The organism is Rhizobium sp. PK7-22, assembly GCF_056530405.1.
The window spans coordinates 611,499-632,262 of the sequence record NZ_CP096514.1 but is presented as its reverse complement, the minus strand read 5'-3'; the positions used below and the strand labels follow the sequence as shown (position 1 = coordinate 632,262).

Here is a 20,764-nt window from a genome sequence, read left to right as displayed (position 1 = left end):
GGTGACACCCTTTTTTACCCGGGCAGCCACATGCAGCCCGTTGGATTCGATTTGGGGGGTCGCGATATCCGCTTCAAGAAGATCGGTGGCAGATTCGGCGAAGATGCTGATTAGCCATCGCTAATTCGGCCTCAACCAGCCTTGCCGCCCTTGATGACCCGCTTCACCGGTCCCTTGGCTTCCTGCGATCCACTTCCGTTCTGGCTGATGAAGGCCAGGATGCGCGGGGCAATTTCGCGGCGGAAGCGTGAACCGTTGAAGACACCGTAGTGCCCGACATCGGGCTGCATGTAATGCATCCGCTTGTTATCGGGGATATTGGGGCAGATCTTGTGGGCCGCCTCCGTCTGGCCGAGACCGGAGATGTCGTCGTTCTCGCCTTCGACCGTCAGAAGCGCTGTCCTGCGGATGGCCTTCGTGTCGACCAGCGTGTCCCGGTGCATCATCTGGCCCTTGGGAAGGGCGTGCTTGATGAAGACCACATCGACCGTCTGCAGGTAGAATTCTTCCGTCAGGTCCATCACCGCCAGGTATTCGTCGTAGAAGTCACGGTGGCGTTCGGCAGGCTCGCCGTCATTCTTCACGAGGTGCTCGAAGAATTCCTTGTGGGCGGAAATGTGCCGATCAAGGTTCATCGACATGAAGCCGGACAGCTGCAGGAAGCCCGGATAGACCGGCCGCATAAAGCCCGGCTGCGGCCAGGGGACATTCATGATGACGTTGTTGCGGAACCACTCCAGCGGCTTTTCCTGCGCCAGGGTGTTGACGGCGGTCGGGTTCTCGCGCGTGTCGATCGGTCCGCCCATCAGGATCATCGAAGCGGGCGCCAGCGGATCGCCGGCCGCTTCCATGACGGCGACGGCTGCCAGCACCGGAACCGAGGGCTGGCAGACGCCGACCACATGGGTATCCGGGCCGATGTGGTGGATCATCTCGATCAGGTAGTCGATGTAATCGTCGAGGTCGAAGCGGCCCGCCGTGACCGGCACCATGCGGGCGTCGATCCAGTCGGTGATGTAGATATCGGCATCCGGCAGAAGCGTTTCCACCGTGCCGCGCAGCAGCGTGGCGTAATGGCCCGACATCGGCGCGACGAGCAAGAGCTTCTGGTCCGATGCCCTGCCCGCCGGCAGCGCCCGATCGAAATGGATGAGATTGCAGAACGGCTTCGACCAGACAATCTGTTCCGTCACCTCGACGGTCTTGCCATCGATCACGGTGGTCGGCAGGTTGAACTCAGGCTTGCCGTAGCGCCGTGTCATCCGCTCAAAAAGCTCCAGGCTTGCGGACATGGCCCGACCAGCCGGCGTGTAAGACCAGGGGTTGAGCGGATTGGACTGAAAGAACTTCATCGCATCCACGGCCGCCCGAAAGGGTGCGATCGCTGCGTGGTTCATCTCGTAGAGCTGGTAGATCATGGAGGTGCCGCCCTTTGCCAGGTTGGACGCGACGTCCTGGGCTGTCGCCCGGTGCATCGGTTCAGGAGCATGGCCGGAGGCTAACATGTTTTCATTGCGGTGCAACATCAGGAGATACCGGTTTCCTCAACACGAAAAATGCCAGACGCGAGCGCCTGGCATCAAAATGGCATGAAACGGATTAAGGTTCCGCCCTTTGCGGCTGGTTAACGGTCGGCGACGAAGGTCTGGCGCTGGCTGCCGAGGCGCTCGATGCCGAGCTCCACGACGTCGCCGGGCTTCAGGTAGCGGGGCGGCTTCATACCCATGCCGACGCCGGGAGGCGTGCCGGTGGAGATGACGTCGCCGGGGTGGAGCGACATGAACTGGCTGAGGTAGGAGACAACGAAGGCAACGCCATAGACCATGGTGGTCGAGGAGCCGTCCTGCATGGTTTCGCCGTTGACCTTCAGCCACATGCCGAGGTTCTGCGGATCGTCGATCTCATCGCGCGTGACGAGCCAGGGGCCGATCGGTCCGAAGGTGTCGCAGGACTTGCCCTTGGTCCATTGTCCGGCACGCTCGGTCTGGAAGCCGCGTTCGGAGACGTCGTGGGAGACGCAGTAACCGGCGACATAGTCCATCGCTTCGGCTTCCGAGACATATTTCGCGGTCTTTCCGATGACGACGCCCAGCTCGACCTCCCAATCGGTCTTTTCCGAACCGCGTGGGATGAGGACATCGTCGTTCGGGCCGCAGATGGCGGACGTCGCCTTCATGAAGATGACCGGCTCCGGCGGCACCGCAGCACCCGTCTCGGCGGCATGATCGGAGAAATTGAGGCCGATGCAGATGAACTTGCCGGTGCCGGCGACGCATGCGCCAATCCGGTCTACCGTTAGTTCCGGCAGGCTTTTCATGTCGATGGCGGCGAGGCGGGCGAGGCCCTCCGGCGAGATCGCTGGACCGCTGATGTCGTCGACGTGCTGCGAGAGATCCCGCACCTTGCCGTCCGCATCGAGAATTGCCGGCTTTTCCTGGCCCGGCTGACCAACACGCATGAGTTTCACGGATGTGCCTCCACTTGTCTGACAACTGCCTTATGGAGGATGGGTGGTGGATTGTCACCCCCTGTTGCGAGCGAGCGGCGTTGCTCTGTCGAGACGGAGCGCTATGCTTGTGGTCCAGGAAAAGCGACCGAGGACGACACCGTGACCGACAGCAACAACCGCCATTCAGATCATCCAATCGATGCCTTCTTCCTCGACCGCTGGTCGCCCCGCGCCTTCACCGGCGAAGCCATGAGCCGGGAGACGATGCTGACGATTTTGGACGCTGCTCGCTGGGCGCCCTCCTCTGGCAACAACCAGCCGTGGCGGTTCATCTATGCCCTGCGCGAGACGGAGGAATTTGGCGTGCTTCTCGACATCCTGGCGCCGGGAAATCAGCGGTGGGCGCAGAATGCGTCTGCGCTGATCATCTTCGTGTCCCGCACCTATCGCCTGTCGAAGGACGGTGAGCGGAAACCGGCCTATACACATTCCTTCGACGCCGGCGCGTCCTGGTTCTCGATCGCCTGTCAGGCGATGAAGCTCGGCTATCATGCGCATGGCATGGAGGGGATGGACCGCGACAAGGCCCTGCAGGTGCTGGGGATTCCTGAGGGCTACCGGGTCGAGGCGGCGGCGGCAATCGGCAAGATTGCCGCGAAGGAGACCCTGCCGGACGACCTGCGGGAACGGGAGGTCCAGAGCCAGAGGGAGCCCCTCTCGGAAGTTGCTTTCGAAGGGCGGTTCGCCGGCGAATGAAAGTGTTTCACGTGAATCATCGTTAACGAGATCCACGTGAGACAGGTTCGATGCGCTAGATGTCGAGGTTGGCCACACTCAGGGCATTGTCCTGGATGAATTCGCGGCGAGGCTCGACCTCATCGCCCATCAGGCGGGCAAACAGGCTGTCGGCATCGGCGGCATCGTTGACCTTGACCTGCAGCAGCGAGCGCACGTTCGGATCGAGCGTGGTTTCCCAGAGCTGCTCGGCGTTCATTTCGCCGAGGCCCTTGTAGCGCTGCATGGAGATGCCCTTACGGCCGGTGGCGAAGATGCCCTCCAGGAGCTCGACGGCGCCGGACATTTCCTGCTGGTCATCCTTGCGGCGGAGAACGGGCGGGACGCCGTAGATCTCGTTGAGCCTCGGGGTCAGTTGATCGATGTGGCGCGCATCGGCGGAACCGATCAGGGCCACGTCCAGCACGGCAACTTCCTTGACGCCGCGGACCATGCGTTCGAAGCGGAGACCGCCTTCGTCGGTCACGTGACCGCTCCAGCCGCGCTCCGTCTCCTCGGCAATCACATCGAGACGACGTGCGACTTCGTCCGCCGTCTGCTTCGCACGCTCCGGATTGTCGGTGAGCTCCGGATTGAGCGCACCGGCGATGGCGGCCTGTTCGACCACGGAACGGCTGTAGCGGGAGTGCAGATTGTCGAGGAGGTTGCGAAGACGCATCGCATCGACGACGACTTCCTTGAGATCCTGTCCGGTGCGGACCTCCCCCGACGCAAGCGTCAGGCTGGTGTCTTCCAGGCCGCTGCCGATCAGATATTCCTCGAAGGCCTTCTGGTCCTTGAGGTACTGGACCGACTTGCCGCGGGTGACCTTATAGAGCGGCGGCTGGGCGATGTAGATGTGGCCCCGCTCGATCAGTTCCGGCATCTGGCGGAAGAAGAAGGTGAGCAGCAGGGTGCGAATATGGGCGCCGTCGACGTCGGCGTCCGTCATGATGATGATCTTGTGGTAGCGCAGCTTGGCAATGTTGAACTCGTCCTTGCCGATCGAGGTGCCGAGCGCCGTGATCAGCGTGCCGATCTCCTGGCTGGACAGCATCTTGTCGAAGCGGGCGCGCTCGACGTTGAGGATCTTGCCGCGCAGCGGCAGGATCGCCTGGTTTTCGCGCGAGCGACCCTGCTTGGCGGAGCCGCCAGCGGAGTCACCCTCGACGAGGAAGAGTTCGGATTTGGTGGGATCGCGCTCGGAGCAGTCGGCAAGCTTGCCCGGGAGCGAGGCGATGTCGAGAGCGCCCTTGCGCCGCGTGAGTTCGCGCGCCCGGCGGGCCGCTTCACGGGCAACGGCCGCCTCGACGACCTTGCCGACCAGAACCTTGGCTTCCGCCGGATGCTCTTCGAACCAGGTGCTGAGCGCCTCGTTGACCAGGCTTTCGACGACCGGACGGACTTCCGAGGAGACGAGCTTGTCCTTGGTCTGCGACGAGAACTTCGGATCCGGAACCTTGACCGAGAGCACGGCGGTCAGGCCTTCGCGGCAGTCTTCGCCGGTGAGAGTCACCTTTTCCTTCTTGGTGATACCCGAGCTGTCGGCATAAGAAGTCACCTGGCGGGTCAGCGCGCCGCGGAAACCGGCCATGTGGGTGCCACCGTCGCGCTGCGGGATGTTGTTGGTGAAGCAGAGCATGGTCTCGTGATAGCTGTCGTTCCACCACAGCGCGACCTCGACGGTCATCCCGTCCTTCTCACCGATGATGGCGACCGGCTTGTCGACCAGCGGCTTCTTGGCGCGGTCGAGATAGCGAACGAAGGCCTCCAAACCGCCGTCGTAGATCATTTCCTCTACGCGAACATCAGGCTTACGCTTGTCCGTTAGCCGGATTCTCACACCCGAATTCAGAAAGGCAAGCTCTCGCAATCGATGCTCAAGCGTGTTGTAGTCGTAATCCGTCATCGTGAAGGTTTCGGAGCTGGCGAGAAAGGTCACCTCAGTTCCGGAGCGGCCTTCATAGTCACCGACGATTTCCAGCGGGCCATCCGCCACACCATGGGTGAAGGAGATCTGGTGGGTCTTGCCGTTACGGCGGATTCGCAGCTTCAGCCACACCGAAAGAGCATTCACCACCGAAACGCCGACCCCGTGCAGGCCGCCGGAGACCTTATAGGAATTCTGGTCGAATTTGCCGCCGGCATGCAGCTGCGTCATGATGACTTCTGCTGCCGAGACGCCTTCCCCGGTGTGAATGTCGGTGGGGATGCCGCGTCCGTTGTCGGTGACCGTGACCGATCCATCGGCGTTGAGTGTGACCGTAACGAGGTCCGCATGGCCGGCAAGTGCCTCGTCGATAGCATTGTCGACGACTTCGTAGACCATGTGATGAAGACCGGAACCATCATCGGTATCGCCGATGTACATCCCCGGTCTCTTGCGGACGGCATCCAGACCCTTCAGGACCTTGATGGAGTCTGCGCCGTATTCTTCACTCGCGCCGTTTACGCTCACGGGTGTGTCGGTCATCGATGATCTTTCCAATTTTCCGTCGGCGGGGTACTCGACAAGCGAATCACCCGCGTATCCGCTATGAAATATAGGGAGTTTGGGACGGTTTCTAAAGCTCAAGCCTCGCTTGGCGGTCCAAATTCAGGGGATTTACGCCATTCAGCCCGGTTGACGGGCATCATCGAGACATTTCTCCAACGCCTCTACCATATCGGGAGGCAAAGTGCGAATCTCGCGCGCCAGCCGATTGGCGAAAGCGGTATAGGCCGCAGGCAGTCCGGAGGTGTCCAGCACCACCTTCGGATGGGAAGATGCCGCCATCATGAAGAGTTCGTCAGCCTCATCCCAGATGATGTTGAAATAGCCGGCGATGCGCTGCAGCAGATCAAAGCTGGGCTTGCCGCGCTTGCCGTGCTCGAGCGCCGAGAGATAGGCCGGCGAGACGCCGATCCCCTGTGCGAGATCCCGTTGGGTTACGCCCCGGCGACGCCTCAGGTCCCGGAGCGCCTGACCGAAGGGCGTCACAGCTGCCCCCTCGGACGGCTGAGGCGGACGTAGAGCGCTCCCTCTCCACCGTGGTGGCGCGCCGCCCATTCGTAGGAGGAGATCAGGAAGCGGAATTCGGGCTTGGAGAACCACAGGGGAACGGCACGCCTGAGGGCGCCTTCGCTTCCCATCGACGTTCCCTTGCCGGTGATCACCAGAACATGGCGAAGACCACGGTCATGGGCGCGGAAGAGGAAATCCAGGAGCAGATCGTGTGCCTGCGACTGGTAGAGACCATGCAGATCGATGCGCGCCTCGATAGCCAGGCGGCCCTTGGCAAGCTTGCGATGGACGGGTTTTTCCAGCGGGTGATGGCTTGTCGGCGGCGTTTTGCGAGCGGCGGCGCGCGATGGCTCGGCGTGTCTATCCGTCTCAGTTGGCATCGGTTTGCGCAGGGCAGCATCCTCCGCCGCCATCATGGCTGCGATCTCCTCGTCGAACTGGCGCGCCTCATCCGCGCGCCCGGGAAGGGCGCGGGTCGATTTGGCCACCTTACCCCAGAGGATCCGCTCTTCGGAGCTGAGCTTGCGTCCCGTCATCCGCCATACCTTGCCGCGACCGTCTTCGGGATGAGGATATAGAAATCCGCAGCGTTGCGCACGGTTCCCGCCAGCTCACCGGCGGCGTGACCGGATCCGGTGAAGATATCACCGCGGGCCGGCCCGACGATCGCGCTGCCGGTGTCGAGCGCCAGCAACGTCCGCGAGAACGGTCGGCCCGCATCGAGATGGGTCAGGGTCGGCGCGTGGACATAAAAGGGAAAGCCGAAGGTGTGGATCATCCGGTCGACGGCCAGCGACCGTCCCGGGAGCAAGGGCACTTTGGCCGCCGCGACGGGGCCGAGAGCGGGATCTTCGACCGGTGCTTCGCGAAAGAAAATATAGGAGCGGTTGTGCCAGAGGACTTCGTCGATCCTCTCCGGATTCATCGAAAGCCAGGCGCGGATCGTCTGCATCGAGACCGTGGCTGCGTCGATCTCTCCCCGCTCGACGAGAAGCCTGCCGATCCCTGAAAAGGCATGGCCCGACTTTCCGGCGTAGGTGATGCGCTGCAGAGAGCCATCCGGGAAACGCAGCCGCGCGGCCCCCTGCACATGCGCAAAGAACACGTCGACACGATCGCGGGCCCAGGCGATCTCGAGCCCGCGGCCGGCCAGATATCCCTGGTCGATGTCGCGCCGGTCCGGATAAGGGCGGATTGCTCCGTCCTGGCGGCGGCCGAAGGCGTCGGACAGCATGTCCGCGGGCCTATCCTCGGCGCTAATATCGATAAGATCCGGCGGACGCCTGTAGAAGGGATGCGCCCAGACCCCGGAAGGGGTTGCGGAGACTTCGATCTCGGGCTCGTAGAAGCCCGTAACGAGACCGAAGGCGTCATCCGCCAATCGGATCAGAAACGGCTGGAAGTGTTCCTCGAAAAACCGGCGCGAGTCAGAAGCGCCTTTCGGGACCCCGGCAAGGAGCGCCTCGTAGATCGGCCGTATCTCCTGCGTCGAGAGGCCAAGGGAGCCGCTGCGATAGGGTTTTACCGACCTGACCTGCTTGAGACAGGCGAGCATGCCTTGGAAAAGCGCACTCGGGTCGTCCTCAGCCCAACCCGGAAGCTCCCCGAAACCGGTTCGCCGGAGAGAAAATTCCGACGCACTCCCGGTCATTGCTCGGATTCGGTCGCGACCAGCTTCCAGTTCGGATCACGGGAGCGGGAATCACGGGCAAAGGTCCAGATGTCGGTAACCTCGGCCACGTTCTCCTGATCGCCATCGACGATCGCGCCCGCCTTGTCGAAGGTTGCGGTGATCAACTGGCTGACGATCCGCACCGTCACCTGTTCTTCCGGACCCTTGACGCTGGCGTGGGTCAGTTCGGCCTTGTCGATGCCAACGAAGGTGGATTTGACAACCTCCCCTTTCGCTTCCCGTTCGGAAATGGCTGCGTCGAAGCCTTCGTAGACCTCCTTGGAAAGGAGGTTCTTCAGCGTCTTGCGGTCGCCATCGGCGAAAGCCATCACGATCATCTCGTAGGCCATGCGAGCGCCGTTCAAGAATTCGGCCGGCTTGAAGGACGGATCCACCTTCAACATTTCCCGAAGAGACGCGTTGAGCGGCGTTCCCTGCTTGGCAACGGCGTCGATCTCGGAAAATCTTTCCTCGTCGCTGATCTCGCGGCGCGGCAGGGTCACCACCTTGCCATCGTCGCTTGCCGGAGCCTTGACGGCATCGCGAGCGGTATAGGGATCAAACGGCGGCTTCTCGGTTCCCGTCCGCCGACCCAGAACGTTCCGCAATTGCAGAAAGATCAGGACCGCCGCGACGAGAAAGAACAAAGTTATGAAGTCGTTGGAACCCATCTTTACCCGCAATGCCGTTTAAATCGTTGCTAGAGGTTCTCATATAGTCTGCAAAGACACATCATTCAAATAGCTAAGGCGAGAGCCTTGCGTCCCATAGGTTAAAGATTATGCGTACGCGCTGGATTGCCATCCTTTTCCTGCTCATGCCGCTGGCGGAGATCGCGGGCTTCGTCGTCGTCGGCCGCGCCGTCGGCGTCTGGAGCACGCTCGGCCTCGTCATCCTCACCAGCGTTGCCGGAACGCTGTTGCTGAGGGCGCAAGGGTTGCAGATGCTGCGGACGCTCTCCGACGAGGGGCGGCAGGGGCGCGTACCCGGAGACACCATCGTCCACGGCGCGATGATCGTGGTTGCCGCGTTGCTATTGCTCATTCCCGGGTTCATCACCGACATCGTGGGCCTGGCGCTGTTTATTCCCGCCGTGCGCCGGCTGCTGTGGTCGGCAATCGGTCGACGAGTGGTCATCGTGCGATCGTCCAGCCATGGCCGGACTTACGCCCGGGACGCCGGTTTTGATCCGCAGTCCCGGAAAGGACCGGTGGTCGACCTAGAAGATGATGATTTCAAGCGGGAGCCGGACCCCAATTCGCCCTGGTCCGACCGTCGGCTGAAGGACGACTAGGCCGGCTTCACCCACCCCGCAAGGGTTGTAAGGCCGTGGGTGAAATGTTAGACGCCGCTCTAACGTCTCTTGTCTCGAGGAAATCCCATGGCCGACGACAACACCCAGGGCGCACCGAGCCCTTCGCTGAACATTCTTGCGCAGTACACGAAGGATCTTTCGTTCGAAAATCCGGGCGCGCCACGTTCGCTGCAGGCGCGAGACAAGGCCCCGGCGATCAACATCAACGTCAACGTCAATGCCAACCCGCTTTCGGAAACCGATTTCGACGTGGTTCTGACACTCAACGTCGACGCCAAGGAAGATGACAAGGTCGTCTTTGCGGCCGAGCTCGTCTACGGCGGCGTCTTCCGGGTGACCGGTTTCCCGCAGGAACACATGCTGCCGGTTCTGTTCATCGAATGCCCGCGGCTGCTGTTCCCCTTCGCCCGACAGATCGTGGCGGACGTGACCCGCAATGGCGGCTTCCCGCCGCTGATGATCGACCCGATCGACTTCGCACAGATGTTCACGCAGCGCATGGCGCAGGAACAGGCGAAAGCCAAGGTTCAGACGCTCAACAGCTGATCCTTCGTTCCAAGCAAATCAGGAAGCCCGGATCTGCCCATCCGGGCTTTTTGCGTCGTAACTGCTCCAAAGCGCCTTGGCCCCGAGCTTTGCTACCATGGCCTGATGCGCCTGCCGTTCGGCCGGGGTCAACCGGTCGGGCAAGGGACGGGGACGTCCGGAGATGCCGGAGATGTTGATCTCGTCCATCTCGTTGACCGTCGTGGAGGTTTCGACCTCCACCAGTCCGAAGGCTGCCTGACGACCACCGGTCATCTCGATGTAGACTTCCGCCAGAAGCTCGGAATCGAGCAGCGCGCCGTGCTTGGTGCGGTGGGTATTGTCGATGCCGTAGCGACGGCAAAGGGCATCCAGCGAATTCGGGCCCATGGGATGCTTGCGCCGCGCCAACGACAGCGTGTCCACGATGCTCTCGGGCGGCACCGGGGGCAGCGAGATGCGTTCAAACTCGGCGTTCATGAAGCCGATGTCGAACATCGCGTTGTGGGCGATCCATTTTGCGCTGTCGAAGAACTCCAGCAGTTCCGCTGCGATCTCTCCAAAACGCGGCTTGTCCTTGAGGAATTCATCCGTCAGTCCATGAACCGCGAGCGCATCCGGATGAACCTTTCGGTCGCCGGGGTTCAGGTAGTAGTGAAAGCTGCGGCCGGTCGGGAAGTTGTTGACCAGCTCGATCCCGCCGATTTCAATCACCCGGTCGAGCTTCGTCTCGAGTCCCGTGGTTTCCGTATCGAAGATGATCTCACGCATCGGATGTCTCGCTTCTTTTGCCGGCGCGCAGCGCCGCAATGATCTCGTGGACACGAGCCCGCGCCGCTTCCATCCCCTGCCCCGTATCGATCAGGAAATCCGCCTTCTGGCGTTTTACCTGATCGGGCACCTGGCGGGCCAGGATCAGTTCGAATTTTTCCACAGTCATGCCCGGACGTGCAAGCACCCGCTCGCGCTGGACCCTTGGATCGCAGGTGACGACCACGACGACATCGACGCGGTTCTCACCACCGACCTCGAACAGGAGGGGGATGTCGAGGACGATCATGTCGTCGCCGGCGGCCTGCCGGGCCTCAACGAATGCAGCCTCCCGCTGCCGCACCAGTGGATGGACGATCGCTTCCAGATCCTTGAAGCGCGCTGGATCCGCAGCCAGCTGCCGCGCCAGTTCCTGACGATCCACCCTTCCGTCGGCAACGCTGCCGGGAAAAGCCTCGCCGATCGGTTCGACGGCGTCGGAGCGGTAGAGATCATGGACGACAGCATCGGCATCGTTGACGGCGAGGCCGGCCTCGGCGAACATTCGGGTCGTCGTCGATTTTCCCATGCCGATCGAACCGGTCAATCCGATGATGATCATGCATGCCTCTCCATATCGGCTCTTACGAGCGCCCGAAGCGTCTCATCGACCACCGGGCGGACGCCAAACCATTTCTCAAATCCCGGCACCGCCTGATGCAGCAGCATGCCGAGACCGTCGACCGTCGCCAGACCCTGGGTCTGCGCCCGGGCGAGAATCGGCGTATTGAGGGGGACGTAGACGATATCGGTCACCAGTGCGCCTGGGGCCATCGTGGAGAAATCGAGGACGGGCGCCTCTTCGCCATCCATGCCGAGCGAGGTGGTGTTGACGAAGAGGTCTGCCCCTTGCGTTACCTCCGCCAAGGCCGGCATGGGGTGAGCATGAACGCTGGCGCCAAAGCGGTCCGCCAGGTCCTGGGCTCTTGCCAGGGTGCGATTGACCACATGGATCTCATCGACGCCGCGGTCGCGCAGGGCATAGATGACGGCGCGGCTGGCGCCGCCGGCACCGAGAACAACGGCCTTTTGCGCCTGATCCCAGCCGGGATGCCGCTCATCCAGATTGGCTGAGAAGCCATGGACATCGGTATTCGTCGCTTGCAGCAGGCCGTCCTCGAGCCAAAGTGTGTTTGCGGCACCGAGTTCGCCGGCAATCGGGTCGACGTTATCGGCGAGACGGCAGGCCATCTCCTTGTGCGGGATCGTTACGTTGCCGCCGACATAGGGCGAAGCGCCGGACTTCAGACCCGCGATGAAACCGGCGAAGTCGGCAGCTGACACCGGCTCTGCCCGGTATTCCCCGCGGATGCCGTGCTGTCTGAGCCAGTGGCCGTGGATCAGCGGCGAGCGCGAATGCTTCACCGGCCAGCCGGTAACGAAAGCCTTAACCATGGTTTCACGTGAATCAGCCATCGATGGCACGCAGGTCCCGAAGCTTGTCCAGGAGCGGCAGCATGGGCAGCCCCAGGATGGTGAAATAGTCTCCCCGGATTTCGGAGAAGAGCTGGATCCCCTCGCCTTCCAGCTGATAGGCGCCGACGCTGCCCAGCAGTTTCTCGCCGCAGCGGGCGACATAGCCGTCGACGAATTGCGCCGAAAGCGTCCGGACCGTCAGATCCGCGTGTGACAGATGATCCCACAAAACCTCGCCATCCCGGGCAAGGGCAATACCACTGTTGAGGCGGTGGATCTTTCCCGAGAGGGACAGCACATGGCGCTTCGCCTCTTCGAGATCCTTCGGCTTGTGATAGACGCGGTCGCCGAGCGACATCGTCTGGTCCGAGCCGATCACCAGCGCACCGGGGATACGTCGGCTGACGTCGAGCGCCTTGGCACGCGCAAGCTCTACGGCGACCTGCTCGGGGCGGGCGTCCGTTTCCTCCAGCTCGCGCTCGATCCCACGCTCATCGATATCTGCCGCGATCGCCTGGAAGGCGAGACCGGCATTTTCCATCAGCATGCGACGAAAGGGGCTGGACGAGGCCAGAACAAGCAGTGGAGTCACGGCGCCTTCTCTCCTTAGATTGTAGCGGCGGCTTATCGCAGCTTGTCGCGCAGCGCAACGATGGCGGCGGCCGTCTCCTCGATCGAGCGGCGGGTGACATCGATGATCGGCCAGCCATGGCGGGCGCAGAGGGTTCGCGCGTACTTCAGCTCCTCCTGGATGGTTGCCCGGTCGGTGTAGTAGCGGCGGTCGAAGCCCTGCGTCGTACCCAGCTCGCGATTTTCGCGAACCTGCGAGATGCGTTCGGTGGTGGCGATCAGCCCGACGATCAGCGGCCTGCTCGCCTGCAGCAGGCTTGCGGGAAGTTCGGCACCGACCACGATCGGCATGTTGGCCGTCTTGATGCCGCGGTTGGCGAGATAGATGCTGGTCGGTGTTTTCGACGTGCGGCTGATGCCAACCAGGATGACATCCGCCTGATCGTAATCCTCCGGCAGTTGACCGTCGTCATGGTCCATCGTGAAGTTCAGCGCATCCATTCGCGCGAAATAGCTCTCGTCCAGATCATGCTGTGCGCCGACGCGACGGCGTGACGGCGAACCCAGGTAGGTCTGGAACGTTGCGATGACCGGTTCAAGAACGTTGACGCTCGGCGTGCCGATCTCGCGGCAGCGCATGTCGACGAGATGAGAAAGCTCCTGATCCACCAGCGTGTAAAGAACAATGCCGGGCTGGCGATCTATCGCCTCGAGGACCGACAGGAGCTGCTTGCGGTTTCGCACCAGCGGGTAGACGTGCTCCACGGCGGTAGAGCCATGAAACTGGACGGAGGCCGCGCGGCCGGCCGAAATCAGCGTTTCGCCGGTGGAGTCAGATATCAGGTGCAAATGAAAGAAGTTTTTCTTGTTCTCCACGTTGTTATTTACCCTTTGTTGATAACTCGGGAGAACCGGTCGGTTTGAGAAATCGGTGCCGGGGGGTGGGGAAAACCGGCGACTTATCCACATAAGGCCCTGAGCGGAACAGAATCCAGAGCGCATGTGGATAACGGTGACAACAACGAAGCGGACTTCATTCGTCCTGGCGTTATCCACAGAGCGGGGCCTCTCACCCGATGCCGCATGTCTCGGAAATATCTGGCAGATTTCGACTTGTCCCCAGACACTGCCGGTTCGTCTCGTTGGCTGTCCACACCCGGTGCCTCGAGTGGCCGATTGTCGCGCCCGGAGTGGAGGACGTTTAATCCTTGATAGTCACCGACTCTAAGAAATAGAAAGTCTTTAAGATTCAATTTTATTATTTAGGAGGAAAACCTTGACCGCCCCAGTCAGGAAGATCATAGCGGTCCTAGAAGGCCAAACGGTATCGCCACCACCGATCTGGCTCATGAGACAGGCAGGACGTTATCTGCCGGAGTATCGCGCAACCCGTTCAGAGGCCGGAAGCTTCCTCGATCTCTGTTATTCGCCGAAGCATGCGGTCGAGGTCACGCTCCAGCCGATCCGCCGCTACGGCTTCGACGCCTCCATCCTGTTTTCCGACATCCTGGTCATTCCCGATGCCCTGAACCGCAACGTGCGTTTCGTGCAGGGAGAAGGGCCGCAGATGGATCCGATCTCGGAGTCGGAGATCGACCTGCTCGATCCGTCGGGCGTCATGGATCACCTGCAGCCGGTATTTGAAACCGTGCGTCGACTGCGCCAGGAACTGCCGACAGAAACGACTCTCCTCGGTTTTTGTGGCGCGCCATGGACCGTGGCCACCTACATGATCGCTGGCCACGGAACCTCGGACCAGGCCCCTGCCCGGCTGTTTGCCTATCGTCATCCGGCAGCCTTCGAGAAGCTCCTGACGCTGCTCGCGGATATCTCCGCAGAGTATCTGATCGCGCAGATCGATGCGGGCGCCGATGCCGTGCAGATCTTCGATTCCTGGGCCGGCGTGCTGGGCGAGGAAGAGTTTAAGCGCTACGCCCTGCAGCCGGTGGCGCGGATGATCCGCAGGGTGCGTGAAGCCCGTCCCGGCGCTAAGATCATCGCCTTCGCCAAGGGTGCGGGCATGAACCTGAAGACCTACCGGCAGGGCACGGATGCGGACGCGATCGGGCTCGACTGGACCGTTCCGCTGTCGTTTGCAGCCGAGCTGCAGAAGGACGGCCCGGTGCAGGGCAATCTCGATCCGATGCGTGTGGTGGCCGGCGGCAGGGCCATGGAAGAGGGCATCGATGCGATCCTGCAGGCGCTCGGGCAGGGTCCGCTGATCTTCAACCTCGGGCATGGCATCACACCAGAGGCGGATCCGGAGCATGTGGCCGAGCTGGTGCGGCGTGTGCGGGGAACGACTTGATGACGGAGACGGAAAAACAGGTCTCGACCAGCGCCGGGCGCCGCGCCGGGCTGCGGGCCTATATGGCGATCGGTGTCTTCATCGCCATCATCATCGGGCTCTACCTCGGCCAACCGGACAGTTTTTCCCGCTGGATGACGGCGCTGCATGTGGTGGCGGTGATCTCCTGGATGGCGGGGCTGCTCTACATGCCGCGGTTGTTCATCTACCACAGCGATGCGGCGCCCGGCTCCGAGCAGTCGGAGACCTTCAAGGTCATGGAACAGCGGCTTCTGAAGGTGATCATGAACCCGGCGATGATGATCACCTGGGGTCTCGGGCTTTACCTGGCCTGGGACGTGTTTCGTTTCCAGGGCGGCTGGCTGCATGCGAAGATCGCACTGGTCGTCCTGCTGACGGTGGTGCATGTGCTGTTCAGCCGGGCGGTGCGTGGATTTGCGGCCGATGGTCCCCGCAAATCGCCACGCTACTGGCGGATGATGAACGAGGCGCCGACCTTGCTGATGATCGCCATCGTGATCCTCGTCATCGTCAAGCCTTTCTAGGCGCCACTTCGAATTCGGCGAAGAAATCTCCGTAGCCCCTTGCGGTGGGCTGCGGGACCCGCTACTTTCGCCATCTCATCTCGTGGCATGCGTGTAATTGCTCATACTCCCCGGAAAACTCCGCGGTCGAGAGTTTCACCGGCACGCCTTTTCCCCCATCTATGCGCAACGTGGTCCCTTCATGGCTGAAATGAAGCTTCAAGAACTCAAAAGCAAATCGCCGACCGATTTGCTGACCTTCGCCGAATCTCTCGAGGTCGAAAACGCCAGCACAATGCGCAAGCAGGAGCTGATGTTTGGTATCCTCAAGGTTCTGGCGAGCCAGGATGTGGAAATCATCGGCGAAGGCGTGGTGGAAGTGCTGCAGGACGGCTTCGGCTTCCTGCGCTCGGCTAACGCCAACTACCTGCCAGGCCCAGACGACATCTATATTTCCCCTTCGCAGATCCGCCGGTTCTCGCTGAAGACTGGCGATACCGTCGAGGGACCGATCCGCGGGCCTAAGGAAGGCGAACGCTATTTTGCCCTCCTCAAGGTCAACACGATCAACTTCGACGACCCGGAGAAGATCCGCCACAAGGTCCATTTCGACAATCTGACGCCGCTCTATCCCAACGAGCGCTTCAAGATGGAACTCGACGTTCCCACGTCAAAGGATCTATCCGCGCGCGTCATCGATCTGGTTGCGCCGCTCGGCAAGGGCCAGCGCGGCCTGATCGTCGCGCCGCCGCGCACCGGCAAGACCGTTCTGCTGCAGAACATCGCCCATTCCATCACCGCCAATCACCCCGAATGCTATTTGATCGTCCTGCTGATCGACGAACGGCCGGAAGAAGTGACGGACATGCAGCGTTCGGTGAAGGGCGAAGTGGTCTCCTCCACGTTCGATGAGCCGGCAGTGCGCCATGTGCAGGTTGCGGAGATGGTCATCGAGAAGGCCAAGCGTCTCGTCGAGCATGGCCGCGACGTTGTGATCCTGCTCGATTCGATCACGCGCCTGGGCCGCGCCTACAACACCGTCGTGCCGTCCTCCGGCAAGGTGCTGACGGGCGGCGTGGACGCCAATGCCCTGCAGCGGCCGAAGCGCTTCTTCGGTGCAGCCCGTAACATCGAGGAAGGCGGCTCGCTGACCATCATTGCGACGGCTCTGATCGATACGGGAAGCCGCATGGACGAAGTGATCTTCGAAGAGTTCAAGGGTACCGGCAACTCGGAAATCGTGCTCGACCGCAAGGTCGCCGACAAGCGCATCTTCCCGTCCATGGACATCCTGAAGTCCGGGACGCGCAAGGAAGACCTGCTGGTGCCACGCCAGGATCTGCAGAAGATCTTCGTGCTGCGCCGCATCCTCGCGCCGATGGGAACGACCGATGCGATCGAGTTCCTGATCGACAAGCTGAAGCAGACGAAGAGCAACGGCGACTTCTTCGATTCGATGAACACCTAAACATTAGCCGGATTCATCCGTTGGAACGCCCGGCATTCGTGTCGGGCGTTTTCCGTTTCCGCCTCTACCACTCAGGTGCAACTGCATGACGATGCTGCCAACGACGATCTTCGCCCTGTCCAGTGGTGCCCTGCCGGCCGGCGTCGCCGTGGTGCGCATCAGCGGTCCCTTAGCGTTGCCGGCTCTCCGGTCGCTGACCCGCAGGGAGCTGCCATCGCCACGCCAGGCGGCGCTCAGGACTATCGTGGCTCCAGACGGAGCTGTGCTGGACGAGGCATTGGTGCTCGTCTTCCCAGGGCCGCAGTCCTTCACCGGCGAGGACTGCGTGGAGCTGCAACTGCATGGCAGTCGCGCCGTGGTCGCCGCCGTCCTGAAGGAACTCGCCGCTGCCGACGGATTGCGCGCGGCGGAGGCGGGAGAGTTCTCACGGCGGGCGTTCGAAAATGGCCGGATCGACCTCGTCGAGGCTGAAGGCCTTTCGGAGCTAATTGCGGCCGAGACCGAGATGCAGCGACGGCTTGCCGTCGAACAGAGCTTAGGGGGTCAGTCTGACCTATACAACGGTTGGGCGAAACGACTGACGCATGCCCGCGCCATGATCGAAGCAGACCTGGATTTTTCCGAAGAAGAGGATGTCCCGGGCTCAGTGGCCGACAGTGTCGGGCCGGACCTGCTTCTCCTGCAGCAGGAACTGCGCCGGCACGTTGAGACCGCACGCGCCGGAGAGATTATTCGAGATGGCTACAAGATCGCTATCATCGGACAGCCAAATGCGGGCAAATCCAGCCTCTTGAATGCGCTCGCCGACCGGGACGTGGCCATCGTCACCGAGGTGGCCGGCACGACCAGAGACGTACTGCAGGTCGATCTCGACATGGATGGCTACCTCGTGCGGCTGTTCGACACGGCCGGGCTCAGGGAGAGCCAAGATGTGGTGGAACAGGAAGGCATCCGCCGCGCCCATGACGCCATCGCAAAGGCTGACCTCATCCTGTTGCTGGAGGAGATTGATTCGAACCCGAAACAACCCGTCATTCCGGAGGAAAAGGACGTGCTGCGGGTGGGGAGCAAGCTCGATCTGCACGCACCGTCAACGGGCTATGACCTCTGCATTTCTGTAAGGAACGAGGAGGGACTGGACGCTCTGCGGGAGGCCATCCGTCAGAGGGTGCGCGGGATCTGGTCAGGCTCGATGGCGCCGACGCGTCAGCGTCAGCTTGATCTTCTGCTAGATGCTTCCAATTCCCTTTCAGAAGCGCTAAAGGCGGGGCAACCCGAGCTTCGGGCGGAAAACCTGCGGGCGGCAGCCGTCGCGCTGGGCAGGATCACCGGAGCCGTGGATGTCGAGCAATTGCTCGACGTCATCTTTTCGCAGTTTTGTATCGGCAAATGATTCACGTGAAACACGCGGATCCGGAAGGCGGGCATGACAGAGCAATTTGACGTCATTGTCATTGGAGGTGGGCACGCCGGCTGCGAAGCGGCCAGTGCGGCTGCGCGGCTGGGCGCGCACACCGCCCTCATCACCCATAAGCGCGAGACCATCGGGGTGATGTCGTGCAATCCGGCAATCGGTGGACTGGGAAAAGGCCACCTGGTGCGCGAAGTCGATGCGATGGACGGGCTGATGGGTCGGGTGGCGGATGCGGCGGGCATTCAGTTCCGGCTCCTCAACCGGAAAAAGGGTCCCGCTGTGCGCGGTCCCCGCACCCAGGCAGACCGGAAGCTCTATCGGCTGGCCATGCAGCGAGAAATCGAAGAGCATGCAAACCTCACGGTAATCGAAGGTGATGCAAGTGACCTTCAGATCACGGATGGTCGGATTAATGCGGTCATCATGGCTGACGGCCAGGTCTTCACCTGTGCCGCCGTGGTGTTGACGACTGGGACGTTCCTGCGAGGTCTCATTCATATCGGTTCCGAAAAGATTCCGGCCGGACGGGTGGGTGAGGCACCATCCATGGGTCTGTCCGCAACCCTGGCGCGCCACAATATCGCGCTTGGTCGTCTGAAGACCGGCACACCGGCCCGCCTGAATGGTGCGACCATCGACTGGGGTTCTGTCAGTCTGCAGGAAGCAGACGAAGATCCGGTGCCGTTCTCGTTCATGACGGACAAGATCGCAAACCCGCAGATCGCGTGCGGCGTGACCAGGACAACTGCGGCAACGCATAAGATCATCAGCGATAACATGCACTTGTCGGCGATGTACTCCGGGCAGATCGAGGGCGTTGGCCCGCGGTATTGCCCGTCGATCGAGGACAAGATCGTGCGCTTTGGTGAACGGGACGGCCACCAGGTGTTCCTGGAGCCCGAAGGTCTCGACGACGCCACGGTTTACCCCAATGGGATCTCCACGTCCCTGCCAGTCGAGATCCAGGAAGCCTTTATCCGGACCATCCCGGGCCTGGAGCGGGTGGAGATCGTTCAGCCGGGTTACGCGATCGAGTACGATCATGTGGATCCCCGCGAACTCACGCAGGCGCTCGAGGTCAAGAAGATCTCTGGCCTGTTCCTGGCGGGGCAGATCAACGGAACGACGGGCTATGAAGAAGCGGCGGCCCAGGGACTGGCGGCGGGGCTGAATGCAGGGTTGCGGGCGGGCGGTGGTGCCGCCTATCACTTCAGCCGTTCGACCTCCTACATCGGCGTGATGATCGACGACCTGACCTCCCGGGGTGTCACCGAGCCGTACAGGATGTTCACCTCCCGTGCCGAGTATCGGCTTTCGCTTCGCGCGGATAATGCAGACGTCCGTTTGACGCCCGAGGCCATTTCGCTCGGAATCGTCGTGCGTGCTCGTGCGGAGCGCTTCGGTGGCTATGTGCGGGATCTGGCGAACTGGCGTGAGCGGCTGCAGTCCATCTTCGTGACCCCGACCGAGGCTTTATCCCAAGGTATCAAGATCAATCAGGATGGGCAGCGCCGAAGCGCCTACGACTTGCTGGCCTATCCGGAGATGAATCTGGCCAGCCTGCGCGGGTGCTGGCCTGAGCTTGGTGATGTTCCCAAGGGCGTCGCGGAAGCTCTGGAGATCGAGGCGGGCTATGCGGTCTATATTGACCGGCAGACAGCGGACATCAGCGTGTTGCGGCGAGATGAAGCTCTCACGATTCCAGAAGATTTTGACTATCAGGTTATTTCGGGCCTCTCGAACGAGCTGAAATTGAAACTGATGACGTTGAAGCCGGTTTCGCTTGCTCAAGCCGCGCGCATCGAGGGTATGACCCCTGCAGCCTCCGCGCTTCTGCTGGCGATGATCAAGAAGAGCAACCCGAATCGCGCCAAACGAGTCTCCTGATGCAGCTGAACGGAAAGCGTGTTTCACGTGAAACGCAGGAGCGCCTTGAACATTTTGCGGAGCTGTTCCGCAAGTGGGCTTCGCGCATCAATCTGGTGGCGCCCTCGACAATCGCTGAGTTGTGGGATCGGCACATCGCTGACAGCGCGCAACTTTTCCAGCTGCAGCCTCAGGCCGCTACATGGGTAGATCTCGGGTCAGGTGGTGGATTTCCAGGGATCATCACGGCCATTATGCTGAAAGAAACAGATGGGGGCTGGGTTCATCTGGTGGAAAGCAATCAGAAGAAGGCCTCGTTCCTGCGGGTTGCGTTACTGGAAACCGAGGCTCGAGGGACAGTCTATCCCGCGCGAATCGATGAAGCTGCCAAGCAGATCGAGGCCTGTGACTATCTGTCTGCACGGGCACTCGCGGAGCTGGATCTTCTGCTCGGATACGCGTCGCCTTGGCTTTCGGGGACGGGCGCAAGAGGCTTTTTCCATAAAGGGCGGGATTACCAGCGGGAAGTTGGTAAAGCGCGTGGTGCTTGGGACTTCGATCTGGTAGAACATCCCAGTGCCGTCGAGAGCGACTCCATTATTCTTGAAGTGAGCAACCTCCGGCCGAAAGATCGATAGCCCTCGTTCGT

21 protein-coding genes are annotated in these 20,764 nt (G+C 61.5%); 9 read left to right on the top strand and 12 right to left on the bottom strand.

The genetic code is table 11. From position 1 onward, the window contains the following. Positions 1 to 131: 131 nt before the first annotated feature. Both M1E10_RS07760 and M1E10_RS07755 read right to left on the bottom strand, forming a co-directional pair. A complete protein-coding gene (locus M1E10_RS07760) occupies positions 132 to 1,418 on the bottom strand; it encodes a polyhydroxyalkanoate depolymerase (RefSeq protein WP_499177120.1) in 1,287 nt (428 codons plus the stop codon). Between the two features lie 206 nt (positions 1,419 to 1,624). Further along, on the bottom strand, positions 1,625 to 2,467 hold the full coding sequence (locus tag M1E10_RS07755; RefSeq protein ID WP_499175787.1) for a fumarylacetoacetate hydrolase family protein: 843 nt from the start codon (positions 2,465 to 2,467) through the stop codon (positions 1,625 to 1,627). Between the two features lie 141 nt (positions 2,468 to 2,608). On the opposite strand from M1E10_RS07755, the gene M1E10_RS07750 reads away from it, so the two are divergent. Then, positions 2,609 to 3,205 carry a nitroreductase family protein gene (locus tag M1E10_RS07750; RefSeq protein ID WP_499175786.1) on the top strand — a complete coding sequence of 199 codons (597 nt, stop codon included), beginning with the start codon at positions 2,609 to 2,611 and terminating at the stop codon, positions 3,203 to 3,205. Between the two features lie 55 nt (positions 3,206 to 3,260). On the opposite strand, the gene gyrB is transcribed toward M1E10_RS07750, so the two are convergent. The 5 genes from gyrB to M1E10_RS07725 all read right to left on the bottom strand — a co-directional run bounded on the left by gyrB (position 3,261) and on the right by M1E10_RS07725 (position 8,570). Continuing rightward, positions 3,261 to 5,696, bottom strand: a complete 2,436-nt coding sequence (gyrB, locus tag M1E10_RS07745) for a DNA gyrase subunit B (RefSeq protein ID WP_499175785.1) — start codon at positions 5,694 to 5,696, stop codon at positions 3,261 to 3,263. A 141-nt stretch (positions 5,697 to 5,837) separates the two neighbouring features. Beyond that, the gene (locus M1E10_RS07740; RefSeq protein ID WP_499175784.1) at positions 5,838 to 6,203 is read right to left on the bottom strand and encodes a helix-turn-helix domain-containing protein; all 366 of its coding nucleotides are present in this window, start codon (positions 6,201 to 6,203) and stop codon (positions 5,838 to 5,840) included. Then, positions 6,200 to 6,763, bottom strand: coding sequence for a Smr/MutS family protein (locus M1E10_RS07735; RefSeq protein WP_499175783.1), 564 nt, complete (start codon positions 6,761 to 6,763; stop codon positions 6,200 to 6,202). The genes M1E10_RS07740 and M1E10_RS07735 overlap by 4 nt, the downstream gene beginning before the upstream one ends. Next, positions 6,760 to 7,878 carry a murein transglycosylase A gene (gene mltA, locus M1E10_RS07730; protein ID WP_499175782.1) on the bottom strand — a complete coding sequence of 373 codons (1,119 nt, stop codon included), beginning with the start codon at positions 7,876 to 7,878 and terminating at the stop codon, positions 6,760 to 6,762. The genes M1E10_RS07735 and mltA overlap by 4 nt, the downstream gene beginning before the upstream one ends. Beyond that, positions 7,875 to 8,570 carry a Tim44/TimA family putative adaptor protein gene (locus M1E10_RS07725; RefSeq protein WP_499175781.1) on the bottom strand — a complete coding sequence of 232 codons (696 nt, stop codon included), beginning with the start codon at positions 8,568 to 8,570 and terminating at the stop codon, positions 7,875 to 7,877. The genes mltA and M1E10_RS07725 overlap by 4 nt, the downstream gene beginning before the upstream one ends. Positions 8,571 to 8,680: 110 nt before the next feature. On the opposite strand from M1E10_RS07725, the gene M1E10_RS07720 reads away from it, so the two are divergent. Together M1E10_RS07720 and secB are read left to right on the top strand one after the other, a co-directional pair. Then, positions 8,681 to 9,193, top strand: coding sequence for an FxsA family protein (locus tag M1E10_RS07720; protein ID WP_499175780.1), 513 nt, complete (start codon positions 8,681 to 8,683; stop codon positions 9,191 to 9,193). 87 nt (positions 9,194 to 9,280) lie between these two features. Next, positions 9,281 to 9,760 carry a protein-export chaperone SecB gene (secB, locus tag M1E10_RS07715; RefSeq protein WP_499175779.1) on the top strand — a complete coding sequence of 160 codons (480 nt, stop codon included), beginning with the start codon at positions 9,281 to 9,283 and terminating at the stop codon, positions 9,758 to 9,760. Positions 9,761 to 9,778: 18 nt separating this feature from the next. Here the strand turns inward: secB and dnaQ are convergent, their stop codons facing one another. The 5 genes from dnaQ to M1E10_RS07690 are packed head-to-tail and all read right to left on the bottom strand — an operon-like array spanning position 9,779 to position 13,411. Further along, a complete protein-coding gene (gene dnaQ / locus M1E10_RS07710) occupies positions 9,779 to 10,510 on the bottom strand; it encodes a DNA polymerase III subunit epsilon (RefSeq protein ID WP_499175778.1) in 732 nt (243 codons plus the stop codon). Then, positions 10,503 to 11,111 carry a dephospho-CoA kinase gene (coaE, locus tag M1E10_RS07705; RefSeq protein WP_499175777.1) on the bottom strand — a complete coding sequence of 203 codons (609 nt, stop codon included), beginning with the start codon at positions 11,109 to 11,111 and terminating at the stop codon, positions 10,503 to 10,505. The genes dnaQ and coaE overlap by 8 nt, the downstream gene beginning before the upstream one ends. Then, entirely contained in the window at positions 11,108 to 11,965 is an 858-nt protein-coding gene (locus tag M1E10_RS07700; protein ID WP_499175776.1) for a shikimate dehydrogenase, read from the bottom strand. The genes coaE and M1E10_RS07700 overlap by 4 nt, the downstream gene beginning before the upstream one ends. Next, a complete protein-coding gene (locus M1E10_RS07695) occupies positions 11,958 to 12,557 on the bottom strand; it encodes a Maf-like protein (RefSeq protein ID WP_499175775.1) in 600 nt (199 codons plus the stop codon). Before M1E10_RS07695 ends, M1E10_RS07700 begins: the two co-directional genes overlap by 8 nt. A gap of 32 nt (positions 12,558 to 12,589) precedes the next feature. Beyond that, a complete protein-coding gene (locus M1E10_RS07690) occupies positions 12,590 to 13,411 on the bottom strand; it encodes a pyruvate, water dikinase regulatory protein (protein WP_499175774.1) in 822 nt (273 codons plus the stop codon). Between the two features lie 472 nt (positions 13,412 to 13,883). Here M1E10_RS07690 and hemE point away from each other — a divergent pair, with 472 nt between their 5' ends. From hemE to rsmG, 6 genes are all read left to right on the top strand, one after another. After that, on the top strand, positions 13,884 to 14,843 hold the full coding sequence (gene hemE, locus M1E10_RS07685; RefSeq protein ID WP_499175773.1) for a uroporphyrinogen decarboxylase: 960 nt from the start codon (positions 13,884 to 13,886) through the stop codon (positions 14,841 to 14,843). Beyond that, entirely contained in the window at positions 14,843 to 15,388 is a 546-nt protein-coding gene (gene hemJ, locus M1E10_RS07680; RefSeq protein WP_499175772.1) for a CopD family protein, read from the top strand. Before hemE ends, hemJ begins: the two co-directional genes overlap by 1 nt. Before the next feature lie 181 nt (positions 15,389 to 15,569). Next, positions 15,570 to 16,835, top strand: coding sequence for a transcription termination factor Rho (gene rho / locus M1E10_RS07675; protein ID WP_499175771.1), 1,266 nt, complete (start codon positions 15,570 to 15,572; stop codon positions 16,833 to 16,835). A gap of 91 nt (positions 16,836 to 16,926) precedes the next feature. Further along, positions 16,927 to 18,228 carry a tRNA modification GTPase gene (gene mnmE / locus M1E10_RS07670; RefSeq protein ID WP_499177119.1) on the top strand — a complete coding sequence of 434 codons (1,302 nt, stop codon included), beginning with the start codon at positions 16,927 to 16,929 and terminating at the stop codon, positions 18,226 to 18,228. Between the two features lie 33 nt (positions 18,229 to 18,261). After that, entirely contained in the window at positions 18,262 to 20,136 is a 1,875-nt protein-coding gene (mnmG, locus tag M1E10_RS07665; RefSeq protein ID WP_499175770.1) for a tRNA uridine-5-carboxymethylaminomethyl modification enzyme MnmG/GidA, read from the top strand. After that, on the top strand, positions 20,136 to 20,753 hold the full coding sequence (gene rsmG / locus M1E10_RS07660; RefSeq protein WP_499175769.1) for a 16S rRNA (guanine(527)-N(7))-methyltransferase RsmG: 618 nt from the start codon (positions 20,136 to 20,138) through the stop codon (positions 20,751 to 20,753). Before mnmG ends, rsmG begins: the two co-directional genes overlap by 1 nt. Positions 20,754 to 20,764 lie beyond the last annotated feature (11 nt).